Origin of the sequence: Gracilibacillus suaedae (assembly GCF_017599345.1) — a bacterium.
Classification (GTDB): domain Bacteria; phylum Bacillota; class Bacilli; order Bacillales; family Amphibacillaceae; genus Gracilibacillus; species Gracilibacillus suaedae.
Genome location: NZ_JAGFVL010000032.1, coordinates 107,153 through 121,430, shown reverse-complemented (window position 1 = coordinate 121,430; position 14,278 = coordinate 107,153). Strand labels below are relative to the sequence as shown.

The 14,278-nt window shown below is 37.6% G+C and carries 11 protein-coding genes and 2 riboswitches; of the genes, 6 read left to right on the top strand and 5 right to left on the bottom strand.

Features of this window, described 5'->3' with window-relative positions; genetic code table 11:
- Positions 1-83 precede the first annotated feature (83 nt).
- Positions 84-183, top strand: a riboswitch (glycine riboswitch).
- A gap of 2 nt (positions 184-185) precedes the next feature.
- Positions 186-265, top strand: a riboswitch (glycine riboswitch).
- A gap of 95 nt (positions 266-360) precedes the next feature.
- From gcvT to J5J03_RS08515, 6 genes are all read left to right on the top strand, one after another.
- Positions 361-1,479 carry a glycine cleavage system aminomethyltransferase GcvT gene (gene gcvT / locus J5J03_RS08540; RefSeq protein WP_208588632.1) on the top strand — a complete coding sequence of 373 codons (1,119 nt, stop codon included), beginning with the start codon at positions 361-363 and terminating at the stop codon, positions 1,477-1,479.
- A complete protein-coding gene (gcvPA, locus tag J5J03_RS08535; RefSeq protein WP_208588631.1) occupies positions 1,476-2,819 on the top strand; it encodes an aminomethyl-transferring glycine dehydrogenase subunit GcvPA in 1,344 nt (447 codons plus the stop codon). Before gcvT ends, gcvPA begins: the two co-directional genes overlap by 4 nt.
- Positions 2,820-4,277, top strand: a complete 1,458-nt coding sequence (gene gcvPB / locus J5J03_RS08530) for an aminomethyl-transferring glycine dehydrogenase subunit GcvPB (RefSeq protein WP_208588629.1) — start codon at positions 2,820-2,822, stop codon at positions 4,275-4,277.
- A 29-nt stretch (positions 4,278-4,306) separates the two neighbouring features.
- Complete coding sequence (locus J5J03_RS08525; RefSeq protein WP_208588626.1) at positions 4,307-4,597, top strand: iron-sulfur cluster biosynthesis family protein; 291 nt, start codon at positions 4,307-4,309, stop codon at positions 4,595-4,597.
- Between the two features lie 848 nt (positions 4,598-5,445).
- A complete protein-coding gene (locus J5J03_RS08520) occupies positions 5,446-6,843 on the top strand; it encodes an alpha/beta hydrolase fold domain-containing protein (RefSeq protein WP_208588625.1) in 1,398 nt (465 codons plus the stop codon).
- Positions 6,844-7,364: 521 nt separating this feature from the next.
- Positions 7,365-7,784, top strand: a complete 420-nt coding sequence (locus J5J03_RS08515; protein WP_208588622.1) for a CBO0543 family protein — start codon at positions 7,365-7,367, stop codon at positions 7,782-7,784.
- A gap of 335 nt (positions 7,785-8,119) precedes the next feature.
- Here the strand turns inward: J5J03_RS08515 and J5J03_RS08510 are convergent, their stop codons facing one another.
- The 5 genes from J5J03_RS08510 to J5J03_RS08490 form a co-directional block, all read right to left on the bottom strand.
- Positions 8,120-9,586, bottom strand: a complete 1,467-nt coding sequence (locus J5J03_RS08510; RefSeq protein ID WP_208588621.1) for a sulfatase family protein — start codon at positions 9,584-9,586, stop codon at positions 8,120-8,122.
- 364 nt (positions 9,587-9,950) lie between these two features.
- A complete protein-coding gene (locus tag J5J03_RS08505) occupies positions 9,951-10,745 on the bottom strand; it encodes an endonuclease/exonuclease/phosphatase family protein (RefSeq protein ID WP_208588620.1) in 795 nt (264 codons plus the stop codon).
- A gap of 148 nt (positions 10,746-10,893) precedes the next feature.
- Complete coding sequence (locus J5J03_RS08500) at positions 10,894-11,241, bottom strand: hypothetical protein (RefSeq protein ID WP_208588619.1); 348 nt, start codon at positions 11,239-11,241, stop codon at positions 10,894-10,896.
- 10 nt (positions 11,242-11,251) lie between these two features.
- Positions 11,252-13,408: a beta-glucosidase BglX gene (gene bglX, locus J5J03_RS08495; protein WP_208588618.1), complete on the bottom strand. Its 2,157-nt coding sequence runs from the start codon at positions 13,406-13,408 to the stop codon at positions 11,252-11,254.
- Positions 13,409-13,447: 39 nt separating this feature from the next.
- Positions 13,448-14,278 carry a carbohydrate ABC transporter permease gene (locus J5J03_RS08490; RefSeq protein ID WP_407927826.1) on the bottom strand — a complete coding sequence of 277 codons (831 nt, stop codon included), beginning with the start codon at positions 14,276-14,278 and terminating at the stop codon, positions 13,448-13,450.

Genomic DNA, 14,278 nt, shown 5'->3' with positions numbered 1-14,278 from the left:
CACCTTTGTAATAAAATTTTACATGCCTATTGACTAAAAAAGCAAAACACCATAACATAATGATATAACTAAATATGAATCGGATGAATATTATGGGAGAGCGTATTTATTACCACCGAAGGAGCAAGTTCATAAAAAATCCTTATGAACCAATCTCTCAGGTTAAAGTACCATAATAGGACGAATCTCTGGAGAGCGCGTATCCATACGCCACCAAAGGGGAAGCTTTCTAAGAAGGCAAAACTCTCAGGTAACCGGACAGAGAAGGGTTAACAGTTCATACTGCCCTTCTCTGTTTTTTTATGTCCACTTGAAGAAAGGAATACTTTGACACCCAAATACTATCGGAGGTGGTAGCGTATGAGTGATCCAACTGCTTTAAAACGCACTCCGCTCTTTGCGTTATACAAGAGCTATGGTGCTAAAGTGATTGATTTTGGAGGCTGGGCTTTACCCGTACACTTCTCCAGTATAATTGATGAACATCATGCTGTACGAACTAAGGCAGGACTCTTTGATGTTTCGCATATGGGAGAAATACTGATTGAAGGAAAAAATGCGGAAAGTTTTGTTAACTACCTGATGACAAATGACATTACGAACATGGCAATAAATCAAGCTAAATATACGGCAATGTGTTATGAAGACGGAGGTACTGTCGATGATTTGCTAGTTTATAAGTTAGATCATCAGAAATTCTTCCTCGTTGTCAATGCAGCTAACACGGATAAAGACTTTGAGTGGATCAACAAGTATGCAACAGAGGATGTTTTGGTTACCAATATTTCTGATCAAATCGTACAACTTGCCATCCAAGGTCCTGACGCTTTGCAGATTCTGCAACAACTAACGGATATAGATTTAAACAAAATAGGCACATTCCGGTTTATCCAAAATGTGAAGGTTGCCGGCGTAACCAATTGTTTAGTCTCACGTACTGGCTATACCGGTGAAGATGGTTTCGAAATCTATCTAGCTAGTAACGAGGCAACAAAACTGTGGCGGGAACTGTTATCTCTCGAAGAAGCTCCACAGCCATGTGGTCTTGGGTCAAGGGATACGCTTCGTTTTGAAGCAGCATTAGCCTTATATGGTCAAGAACTAACTTCCTCTATCACTCCAATTGAAGCTGGTATTGATTTTACGGTGAAGACACAAAAATATAGTGACTTTATCGGAAAAGTACCACTTACGAAAGAGAAAGAAAATGGTCCTATAAGGAAGCTTGTAGGGTTGGAAATAATCGGGAAAGGAATCCCACGTCATGGCTATCAAGTGTTTACACCAACAGACAAAGAAATCGGATTTATTACATCAGGTACTCATTCTCCTACTTTAAAGAAAGCTCTTGGCCTTGCATTAGTTCAACAACCATATGCCGAAATAGGTACAAAGTTGAAAGTGAAGGTTCGTAACAAACTGATCGATGCCGTTGTAGTCCATACGCCATTTTATCAACGAAGGAGAGGATTAACATGACATCCAGCTTTCGATATCTTCCTGATACAAAGCAAGATCAACAGGATATGTTAGATTTTTTAAACATCCAGTCGATCGATGACTTATTTGCCGATCTCCCTTCCAGCATTAAGTTAACTGAAGCGTTAGCTATTCCAAAAGCAATGCCTGAACCTGATCTAATCAAGAAAATGCAACAACTATCCTCCCAAAACATCCATGCCAATCAATACCCTTTGTTTCTTGGAGCAGGCACCTATGATCACTTTATTCCGAGCGTAGTCAGCCATATCATTAGCAGGTCAGAATTTTATACCGCCTATACCCCCTATCAACCTGAAATTAGTCAAGGCGAACTTCAAGCCATCTTTGAATTTCAAACCATGGTTTGTGAACTAACTGGAATGGATATCGCCAATTCCTCTATGTACGATGGCTTTACTTCTGTTGCCGAAGCAGCTGCGCTTGCTGTATCTACAACCAAACGTTCCAAAGTGATTGTCTCTCAAGCAGTTCATCCAGAATCTCGAGCTATTCTAAAAACGGCTGCTACTGGACCAGGATATCAAGTTGAAGAAATCCATTTAACCACTGACATCACCAATATCCGAGACATGCAGGAGAAAACAGATGATCAAACCGCTGCGATTATTGTTCAGTATCCAAACTTTTTTGGTTCTGTTGAGGATCTACGCGAAATAAAGAAAATCGCCCAAGAACACGGTGCACTGCTGATCGTTAGTGCAAACCCTTTAGCTTTAGCGCTATTGCAATCTCCTGGCAAGCTTGGTGCCGATATTGTCGTTGGTGATATGCAACCATTCGGTATTCCGATCTCATTCGGTGGCCCCCATTGTGGCTATTTTGCTGTAACGAAAAAATTGATGCGTAAAATTCCTGGCCGTATCGTTGGGCAAACGACAGATGCTCAGGGGAACCGTGGCTTCACCTTAACTTTACAAACACGTGAGCAACACATTCGCCGGGAAAAAGCATCCTCTAACATTTGTTCCAATCAAGCATTAAATGCACTAGCTTCGGCTGTCTTTATGTCTGCCCTTGGTAAACAAGGCATTCGCCAGATGGCAACATTAAATATAGAAAAAGCAGATTATATGGCAAGGCAACTTACTGAAAAAGGATTCAGCGTAAACAATCGGTCTCCTTTCTTTAATGAATTCGTTGTGACATTACCTGTTTCTGTTAGCGAAGCCAATCACAAGTTATTTGATGCTGGCATCATTGGAGGGTTCGATTTAAACAAGGACTACCGGATGAATAATCAGATGCTTATCGCTGTGACAGAGCAACGATCAAAGGAAGAAATTGATCAATTCGTAGCGATATTGGAGGGATTATAAATGGTGGAATATCATCAATTGATCTTTGAGATTAGTCAATCTGGTCGAACAGGAGCTGATCTTCCCGAAAGTGATGTGGATCCAATCGAGTTAGATGAAAAGTTTCCGAAGCATTTACTTCGGGATACACCAGCAGAACTTCCAGAAGTATCCGAGCTTCAGCTTGTCCGTCACTATACAGCACTTTCTCACAAAAATTATGGTGTCGATAACGGTTTCTATCCGCTCGGCTCCTGTACGATGAAATACAATCCAAAAATCAATGAAGATGTCGCACGATTGGAAGGATTTAGCCGTATTCACCCTTATCAACCAGCAGAAACTGTACAAGGAGCACTTCAGTTATTGTATGAGTTACAAGAAGATTTAGCCACTATTTCGGGAATGGATGCTGTCACCTTACAACCCTCTGCTGGTGCCCAAGGAGAATGGACCGGCTTAATGATAGCAAAAAATTATCATCAACAAAATGGTGAAAACAGATCCAAAGTACTTGTACCAGACTCTGCTCACGGTACCAACCCAGCAAGCGCTGCAGTCGCAGGCTTTGATACGGTAACGATCCCTTCTAATAAAAATGGATTAGTCGATTTGGAAGCATTAAAGAAACGCGTCGATCAGGACACAGCAGCATTAATGTTAACCAACCCTAATACACTAGGTCTTTTTGAAAAAGATATAGTAGAAATCGCCGAAGTCGTTCATGAAGCAGGTGGCCTCCTCTACTATGATGGAGCAAACGCCAATGCGATTTTAGGTAAGACGACACCAGGGAAGATGGGCTTTGATATCGTCCATCTAAATCTGCATAAAACCTTTACTACCCCACATGGAGGCGGTGGCCCAGGAGCAGGTCCAGTCGGCGTAACAAAAGAACTGATCCCTTTTTTACCTGTTCCTCGTATCGAAAGAGATGGAGACAACTATATATGGAATGTTGATGAACCATTATCCATTGGAAGAGTAAAAGGGTATTATGGTAACTTCGGAATTCTTGCTCGTGCATACACGTATATTCGGACAATGGGACCTGAAGGACTGCGGCAAGTATCAGAATCTGCTGTTCTTCATGCTAATTATCTAAAAAAACGATTAGAGACACACTACGAGTCACCATATGCCCAATTTTGCAAGCATGAGTTTGTTTTATCAGGCGCAAAACAGAAAAAGCTTGGCATCAGAACAATGAATATTGCCAAGCGGTTGCTTGATTTTGGCTACCATCCACCTACTATCTATTTTCCACTTAATGTGGAGGAATGTATAATGATCGAACCGACCGAAACGGAAACAAAAGAAACATTAGATGCTTTTGCAGATTCAATGATTCAAATTGCTCATGAGGTGGAAGAAGATCCCGATATCGTATTAGATGCTCCCCATACAACTGTGGTTGGCAGATTAGATGAGACAAAAGCAGCAAGGAAACCTGTCTTACGCTATACAAAATCACTTTAATGAAGTTGTTGAAGGAGGACAATGTAAGGATGATCCATATTACCAAAGAAGCACAACAGAAATTATCCTCCATCGAATGGCAAGATGGAGAATTACCTCGGCTTGATGCTAATGTCACTGGTGGTTGTGGACTCACGATTAATTATCTATTTATTTTTGATCAAGCTAGAAAAAACGATACTATCTATCATTCTCATGGTGTTTCCATTCGCGTCGATCATTTTACTAAAAGCTATCTGGAAGGAAATCCTCCAACGATAGATTATTCTGATACAGATGGTTTCCAAGTGATAAATGATGTTGCATTTGACTCATGTTGATCATTTAGTAACTATCGAAAGGCGTAGTGTCCAATCAGGATACTACGCTTTTCTATTATGGAAAGAAGTATAAAACGCTCAGTCCTTATGACTAAAAGCTAAAGATTTACCATTTCTCTAGCATCCATTATGAAATACTTGAACAACTTGACCACCGCTCCGGCTGCCCACTTCCCTTTCCGTGGGGTTTGCCCTTTAGCTAACTTTTTCGAGCCAAAACCGCTCGAAAAAGTGGATCTTCAGGTCAAACAATTCCCACAGGAGTGGAAGTGGGCGGCCTTCGCTATGGTCTGCTCTACAACACTAGCATGAAGTAACACGTCTGCTTTTATACTCACGGATAGCGGTCCATTACATATCACTTGTGACAAGAATTGTTGGACCTGCTCATAGCCGAGACTAATTACGTAGACTCCTGCGGGAATAGCGCGAGCCGAAAATCCACTTTGCAAAGTTAGTGGAGGCCGTGCCCGCGGAAAGCGAAGTAATTAGTCGGGAGCTACATCAAACATTTCAAAATAACTACTTCGTTTAACACGGTCATTGCGCTGATTTTATACTTTTTTCTCAGTTTTTCTTAGATAATGAAGCACTTATATCATATTTCCATCTATTCTTTTTATAATATTTTTATTAGAGAATGGCGTCTTACTTATCTCTACAGCCCCTGTCTTCTCAAGTATAAGAAGTATATTGATATTTTCTTTGTAAGATACATCTTTATTCAGAATATATTTAAGTTATGAATTTAAATAGGAAGGGAAAAATGATTACGGTATGGGGAAAACATTACGTAAAAATCTAATGGACACTTAAAAGCTGGATTTCTGGAGTCAGGAGGTTAACTATTGTTGAAAAGTCAGATCTGGTTATCATACACCGGGGCTTTTGTTCTTTGTATATTAACCATATTGAATTTATTTTTAATAAACTCCCAAATATATATAGGAATTACTTTAATCCTATTCTATCTGTCAGTGCTTGTCAGTCTTGGAGTTCATTATAAAAAGCACCGTTTTAAAGTGAATCCTTATACGAAGTTTTTGTTGATACTTGCTATTTTTGCCATTATTAGCGAATTAATTTGGATGAGAGATCAAGTTTATAGCTTTGCTATCCTTAGTAATTTAATACACGTAATAACATTTATATTTATATATACTTTTAGTTTGAAATCTTCATTCCATCAAAAACCTTATAAATTCCGACCTACACTTAGCAAATGGAAGATGATTCTAGTTACACTAATTACTACTTTAGCAACAGTATTAATGGTGGTTCTGGTCATTAATCAAATAAGCCCACGTCCACTTGTATCAATCTTACAAGCAAGTAAGGGTATAGCAAACTCATATAACGCTGAAGAATCAACAGAAACTGTATTAGACGATGGGAGTATCTACATCAATGATATTCGTTATGATGACAAACATCCCAATAGTTATTTAGATATTTATCAAACCATTCATAATCCTGATACAGCACCGACATTTATTTTTATTCATGGTGGTAGCTATATTTGGGGTGATAAAACAGGAGGCGACCAGAATGAACATAATTCAGGAATAATAGCTTATATGCAGGAAGTTTTGGATAGAGGATATAATGTTATCACAATGAATTACGCTTTTGCACCAGAATATCATTATCCTACACCTTTGAAGCAAGTTACGTCTGCAATCTCATTTCTAAAACTAAATGCTAAGAAGTATGATCTGAACATGAATAATGTTGTAATAGCAGGACAAAGTGCTGGTGCTCAATTAGCGGGCCAATTTGTTAATATTCAAACAAACTCCACATATGCTGATGAAATGGAAATACAACCAGTTTTAAGCGCCTTGGAAATTAAGGCTGTAATATTCAACTCCGGTTTATATGACCCTTCCCGATTTGACGAGACGGATAGTGTCATATCTGATTATAGGTTTAATACAATGGGACGAGCGTACTTTAATGTAAATACGTTTGAAGGTAATAAAGACATAGAACAATCCAATGTCATTAAGCATGTTACCAAGGATTTTCCGCCTACCTTCATGTCTGATGGAAATTCTAGAACTTTTAACGATCAAGCGAAGGATTTAAAGGCTAAATTTACAAAACTAGGTGTTAAACATCAATTAAATATCTATAGCAAAACTGTTGTGGAACTTTCACACGGATTCGAAAAAAAGCGTAACAAATACGCAAAAGAAAATCTTAACATGCAAATGGACTTTTTAGAAGCTGTAGTTAAGCAGTAATGAGGCAAAAAACAGTTATATTTTTAGTAAAAAAAATACCTTTTGATTAAATTCATGTAAAAACACAATAAAATGCAGCCCAAATAATTAGTATTGTTTGTTTCCATTAAAATAAACTCCTTGTCTCTCTGTAAAAAGTAAAAAAACACCTCCACGATTGCTATAGTTGTATTGAAGAGAACCAACTACCAAACAGAAGAGGTGTGTAACAAACATTTAATAGAACGTTGGAATAAGTATTCCTGAGATAAAAAAGATTTTATTAGTTACAAGATGAGATTAATCATGGAAGAATAAAAGAAGAAATAGACTTCTGTTTAAAAGAGGTTCTATTTCTTCTTTTTATTAGTAACTTGGAAAAGAGCATGATCCAGATAATATGAATTTAAAGGTAAGATAACTGCTTTTATTGTCAAAACTAAATCGAACAAAGTCCAAATATTAAAAAAATTAAACTGGTGGTGTTTATTATTTATCTTTTATTTATTACCGTCTTAATCTTTGGACTAATCATTTATTTTATGCCAAAGAAGATTTCTTATTACGAGATGTACACAACATCACTATTTTCAACTGTTTTACAACTAATAACGGATGTATATTTAGAGTTTAAATACCGTTTATATTGGTATTTTAGTCCAGGTGTTGACTATATTACACTTTGGGTGGTGTTCTGGATTTTCCCAGCAGTTAATATTATGTTTCTAAACTTCTATCCTAAAACAGGAACACTTTTAATTAAAAGTTTATATATCCTCGGTTGGAGTTTATTTGCGATTTCTTATGAAGGGGTTGCGGTATATCAGTCAGATTTCTTCCACTATAACGGGTGGAAACTAGTGTATTCTGTTCCTGTATATCCTGTACTTTACATTCTTCTACTGTTAAATTGGAAAATTATTAACAAGCTACACCGTAAAAATTATAAACTGAGACAATGATCAGTGAGTGCTAACAGACAGTTAGCATCGTGATAAAAGAGTATAAGGCATTTTCTCAGTCAGAATGAGGTAACACTGGATTCTCCCCCATATTGATGTTCTATAAAAAATAGTTCATCATTTAGCTCTACCTGCATAATTATGGGCAGCAAGGCGTTTCAACGAATCTAAACCGCTAAAACGCCGTTACCAATGTTTATATCATCCCGTGAGTCATTCTATTAAAGTATTTCCATCTAGTTTTACAAAACATAAAGTTCTTTTGCTAAAAAGTTTCTGATCTATACATACAAAATATTTGTGAGCCATCATACTAACTCACAAACATGAAAATACTACCTATTAAGCTCTCTTGCGTATTTTTTTATTAACGCTTGCGCACCTTCTTCTCTTCCTGTCTTTCTCAAATGTTCTAAATATCGTTTTAGATCCTTTATTTGTGCGTGATATGGTCCACCCTCTTTTATCACCGTCCACATCGGATCTATATCGTGATCCATCGTCATCATCATATCATCATGCCACTCATTCAGATAATACACTGCTTGCGTGCAAATATCTTGCCGTTGTTTTGCTACGTTATGCTGTTCATGTGGATCTTCTTTAAGGTTGAAAAGCATTTCTTTTTCAAAAAGATGAAATCCATCATGATAGGTGCGAATGTACAACCAATCATCAAATCGTACACTACGTTGGCATACATGTGCATTTTGCGAAACAACTAAATAATTTCTGCCACAACTTTCTCCTTTTAACAGTACCGGAGCATAGCTTTCTCCATCCCAACTTTCTTTTGGCTTCTGGTTTAATAAGTCAGCTACAGTTGGGGCAAAATCTAAATGGTAATGCAAATCATGGTCGACATGTCCCTCTTTCATACCAGGCCAACGAACAATCATGGGGATTCGACATGTCATTTGATCGGCGGTACCATGTTCCGCATAAATACCTAATTCACCTAGATTTTCTCCATGATCAGCCGTTACAATGATAACAGTATCTTCCATGAGTCCCTGCTTTTCCATCTCGGTAAAAATCATACCAATATTGTCATCCATAAATCGAAGACCTGTATCATACCCATCAATCACTTTTCTTAACCCTTCTTTGTCTGTTATTTCACCTGGGTGTCGTGGAAATTTTGGGTTTGTATGGTTATCATACATATTGATCTCTCTTGCTGAATGTGGTCCAATACTTTGCATATGCTCTTGGAGGACATCATCTGTAATCCATTCTGGTAAAGGTTCATCCTTAAAAGGATCTCCGTAACTTTCAGGTGCTCGATATGGCGTATGTGGATCCCAGTAATTTACATAAAGAAACCAATCATCCTTTTGTCCATTACGTTGTAACCAATCTAATACTGTAGGCGTCACTTCTTCTGCTGATTCATCACCAGTTTTCCCTGTGTTGTATATTTCATTAAAACCAGCATAAAATTGCCATGATGAATGCCTTTCAGCGAAGGGACTTATTAAAGCAGTTTTCATTCCTTCTTGACGAAAAATACTTGGGAAACTATCCGTTTTTAATTGATCATGGAACTCACGGCTAGGTCCCTCGTTTCGCATATCTCCTGCTGAGCCACCATGTCCAATATTGCCGGTATGAATACCAAATTGACCTGTCATAAATGCGTTTCGTGACGGAGCACAAGGAGCATCTGTTGTATAATAATTTGTAAAGCGAACTCCTTCTTTTGCAATTCTGTCTATATTTGGTGTTGTATTTCTATGATATCCATAACAACCTAAGTGATCTGGTCTTGTAGAGTCTAGATCTAATAGTAATACACGCATTGTTATTCCTCCCTTTAAAATGATTTACCATTTATATTTTCGTAATCAATCAAACGATACCCTGCTGATTGGTACATTTCTCTTGTTACTTAGTTACTTCCAGGGCATAACTTCCTGGAACATACGACTTGCTTTTCTCTTGGATGGCTTCTATAAAACTCTTGTCGGAGTTCATCTGTCGAGCAGGTAATATGGGAACAAATGGTTCTTACTAACTTATCCACTGTATACACATTTTTTATACGGTACTTATCTGCCGCTGCTCAGGCAGCATCCATATTCAAATCCGCACAAGCTTCAATATCATAAATAGTAAATTTCTCATTGGATTCTAATCCTACCTATTTTTCCACTTCATATATTTCTAAAGTTCTAGAGTTACAATAATAGGATAATGATCAGAAGCATAATTTCCATCGATTTGACTTCTATCAACATCTGCACTTAACACCTTACATTCTGGAGTGCAAAATATATAATCAATCGGCTCCCCGTTTATCCCCCCTGAAAACTTGTGAAAGGTTTGACCTGGTTTACTATTCACTACTTTGAATGAATCCTGTAAATGGGGAGTCTGTCCCTGGAGGGTTTCCTCACCTCGCAGAAAACGAACGACTACATTATTAGGTTCACTATTTAAATCCCCAGTCAAAATATTAGGAACCTGGCAATCTTCAGTGTGCTTTCGAACCCTATCGATAATTAAAGCGATTCCATTTTCCCTTGCTAATTGGCTGATATGATCTAGATGTGTGTTATACATGATAAACTCTCTGTCAATATCATGTTTACAACGAAAATGACCCCACGTGCATACTCTTGGAAAGTCGCTTTCCCAGCTGATACTATTTGGTATCTCAGGTGTATTGGATAACCAAAACTGTCCTTTATCTATACATTCGAGCTTTTGATGATCATAAAAGATGGCACAATATTCATCTTCGTTACCACCTCTTCTGTCATCACCAATCCACCAATATTCCGGCAAATTGGTTTCTATATCTTTAATCATGCTTAGCAATCCCTCTTGAATACCGAAAACACCAGGATGGTGGTTTTGTAAAATGTTTGTAACAATCGCTTTTCTATATTTCCATGCATTTATTCCATCCTCTGGAATATTTACCCGTAGATTAAAGCTCATCACTTTTAGTTGCATTGTTCCCTTTTCCTTCCTTTATAGAAAACTACAAATGAACTAGCATTCTGCGTCGTTACACATGATGAATGAAATTATACCGCTGCTAGATGTTTTCAATTATTTACTAATCAAGTGCATACGATCAGTAAAAAAAGTCATTCCCCGTTTAAAAGCGGTCAAGCCATATAAGTGCTCCTGCTATTAACAATGCTGTATCAATCGTTGATAGTTCTGATTTTAGATTTTTGCCTGTTTCCATATCGACAAAGTGGGCGAAGAATCCAGCCTTTTCGTCACGAGCTACTTGGCATCCATCGCTTCTTCCTGTAACAGCACGTAACGTAGTTAATGCTTTTTCCGAAGCATCTTCATCCCATCCTTCCAAATCAGCAACACACAAACCAATTAAACCAACCCCAGTAGCTGCGATGGAACAGCGTAAATCAGGGTTTTCTTGAAAAGACATATAACTATCCGCATATAAACCTGTCATCTTAATATAGTTTTGTCCCAACCTCATTATCCTATTTTCTTAACTCAAATGACTGCTCCAAGCATTCCTTGCTATTAGGTCCAACAAATACTTGGAACTTACCTTTATCACTTTTGAAAGACAGGTCTTCATGATAATAACGTAATTGTTCCTCTGTTAAGCTGAACGTAATTTCTCGTTCTTCCCCAGGATTTAATGTAATCTTTTGAAATGCTTTTAATTCTTTTAATGGTCGTACAACTTCTCCTACAAGATCACGCACATATAATTGAACAACCTCTTCACCTTTGGTAGAGCCTACGTTTTCAACTTTTACCGAGACTTCGATTTCACCATTTGCCGTTAAATGGTCCGTCGATAAAGATAGATCACTATATTGATAATTTGTATAACTTAACCCGAAACCGAACGGAAAAAGAGGTTCATTTGGAATATCTAAATATTGTGACACATAACGTTCCTGTGCATCAGGAGCATCCTTTGGACGACCTGTATTGTAGTGATTATAATAAACGGGGACTTGCCCTACATGGTAAGGAAAGGACATTGTCAAACGACCGGAAGGGTTAACATCACCGTATAGTAAGTCAGCGATAGCTCTTCCACCTTCTGTACCAGGGAACCACGCCTCTAAAATACCATCAGATTCTTTATACACGCCGTTTAAGTCAAGTGGGCGACCATTAATTAATACAGAAACAATTGGTTTATTCAATCTTTTCATTTCTTCTATCAACTTTAATTGCACATCTGGTAAACGAATATTGGAACGACTACCAGCTTCACCACTCATTTCTGACTTTTCGCCTAAAGCTAACACAATAACATCTGCTTCCTTTGCAACTTTAACTGCTTCAGCAAATTGATCCTCTGTAGCAGATTCAATTCCACTACCTTGAGCGATAAGAACATTGTCTGACCCTACCTTGTTAATCATTCCATCATAAATTTTTACAGCATCTTCTTTTGACCCTTGCCAAGACCATTGTCCAAGAATATCGCCATTGTTTGCAAAAGGTCCGATAAGTGCTATTTTCTCTTCTTTTTGAAGTGGAAGAATTTCTTCATTCTTTAATAAAACACATGATTTGGTAGCAAGCTCATAAGCAACTTCTCGATGCTCTGTACTCATAATTACTTCTTTTTCTAGCTGTTCATCTGCTCCTCGATAAGGGTTTTCGAATAAGCCTAATTTTTCTTTAAGTTCTAATATACGGATTACGGCTTCATCGATAAGTTCTTCTTTTACTTCTTCAGCTTTCACCAAATCCTTTAAGTTTTTCACATAGCAAGCAGTCATCATTTCGATATCTACACTAGCGTTAATCGCTTTTAATGCTGCTTCACTTTCATCTGCTGCTACACCATGAGGTATTAATTCTTTAACAGCACCCCAATCAGAGATCATAACACCATTAAAATCCCATTCTTCTCTTAATAAATCCCTCATTAGCCTTTTGTTACCTGTTGCAGGTATACCGTCAACTGTGTTAAAGGCTGTCATGACCATTTCACAACCTTCTTCAAGCGCTGCCTTGTAAGCTGGCAAATAATATTCTCTTAGCTCTCTTTCTGACATATTAACTGTGTTATAGTCACGTCCACCCTCAGGTGCACCATATGCCGCAAAGTGTTTAACACATGCTGCAACTCTTTCTGTATCATTTGTTAAGTCACTACCTTGGAATCCCCTTACAAAAGCCTTTGCAAATATACTATTAAGGTACGGATCTTCTCCAGTCGTTTCCATCACCCTGCCCCAACGTGGATCTCTAACTAAATCAACCATTGGCGCAAAGGTAACATGCACGCCTGATACAGCCGCTTCTTTCGCTGCAATTTCCGCACTGCGTTCTGCAAGCTCTTCATCCCACGAGCAACCAACTGCTAATGGGACTGGAAAGATAGTTTTAAACCCGTGAACAATATCAGCCATCATAAGCAAAGGTATGCCTAACCTATTGTTTTCTAAGTAAACCTTTTGGATATTTTTAACTTCTTTTGCACCTGATGCACCAAGTACAGAACCACTATTTCGAATAATTTCTTGCGATATTCCCATATCCTCCATTGGTCCTGTAATTTCACCTCGGGTTTCAGCACCAGCATAAAAGAAAGTTGCTAATTGAATTAATTGATCTATTTTTTCATCTAAGGTCATGTTATTTAGTAATTGTGTTAGATTCATTGTCTGCCCCCTTATAAAACTTTAACTTTTCTAGTTTTTTTACTTTATTCCCGATACATTAAAGCCTTCTACTAGATATTTTTGGAAAATCATAAAAATAATGAGAATTGGTATTACCATAATGGCCGAACCAGCCATTTGTAATCCATAGTTTGTTGCATACTGATCTTGTAACAATGATAACCCTACAGACAATGTGTATAGCCTTTGATCGCTTGCAATAATTAATGGCCACAAGAAACTATTCCATGATGCGATAAAGGTTAGGATCACTTGCACTGATAAAATTGGTTTCGCTAAAGGAATAATCAATTTAAAGAATATATATATTTCTCCCGCACCATCAAGTCGAGCTGCCTCAATCAAATCATCAGGGACTGTAACCATAAATTGCCTAATTAAAAATATATTAAAGGCAACGATTAATCCCGGTAATACGATACCAGTCATCGTATTCGTTAAACTCATTTCGTTAAGAATTAAATAGGTTGGAATCATCGTTATTTGTCCTGGTAGCATCATGGTAACAAGTACTACCATAAACCATATTTCTTTTCCTCTAAATTCAAACTTCCCAAAACCATATCCAGCCATTGTATTTAGCAACAATCCTACCATTGAACAAAATACGATAATTAAGGTATTTCTTAAATACACATCAAAATTAAGACTTTGGAACAACTCCAAATAGTTTTGAAAAGTTGGATTTTGAGGAAATAAGGTTGGCGGTATTTGCAAAACTTCTCTCTCAGTTTTAAATGAGCTTAGTATCATCCATATAAATGGTAAAGAAACAGAAATACCACCTAAGACGAGTAAAAGTGTAACTATAAACTTTTCCACTTTACCTTTAGCTTCCATTGCTCTCAC

Excerpts from the sequence above, each read along its gene's own strand:
- gcvT (WP_208588632.1), top strand. The coding sequence starts at position 361 with ATGAGTGATCCAACTGCTTTAAAACGCACTCCGCTCTTTGCGTTATAC.
- gcvPA (WP_208588631.1), top strand. The coding sequence starts at position 1,476 with ATGACATCCAGCTTTCGATATCTTCCTGATACAAAGCAAGATCAACAG.
- gcvPB (WP_208588629.1), top strand. The coding sequence starts at position 2,820 with ATGGTGGAATATCATCAATTGATCTTTGAGATTAGTCAATCTGGTCGA.
- J5J03_RS08525 (WP_208588626.1), top strand. The coding sequence starts at position 4,307 with ATGATCCATATTACCAAAGAAGCACAACAGAAATTATCCTCCATCGAA.
- J5J03_RS08515 (WP_208588622.1), top strand. The coding sequence starts at position 7,365 with ATGCCAAAGAAGATTTCTTATTACGAGATGTACACAACATCACTATTT.
- J5J03_RS08510 (WP_208588621.1), bottom strand. The coding sequence starts at position 9,586 with ATGCGTGTATTACTATTAGATCTAGACTCTACAAGACCAGATCACTTA.
- J5J03_RS08505 (WP_208588620.1), bottom strand. The coding sequence starts at position 10,745 with ATGCAACTAAAAGTGATGAGCTTTAATCTACGGGTAAATATTCCAGAG.
- bglX (WP_208588618.1), bottom strand. The coding sequence starts at position 13,408 with ATGAATCTAACACAATTACTAAATAACATGACCTTAGATGAAAAAATA.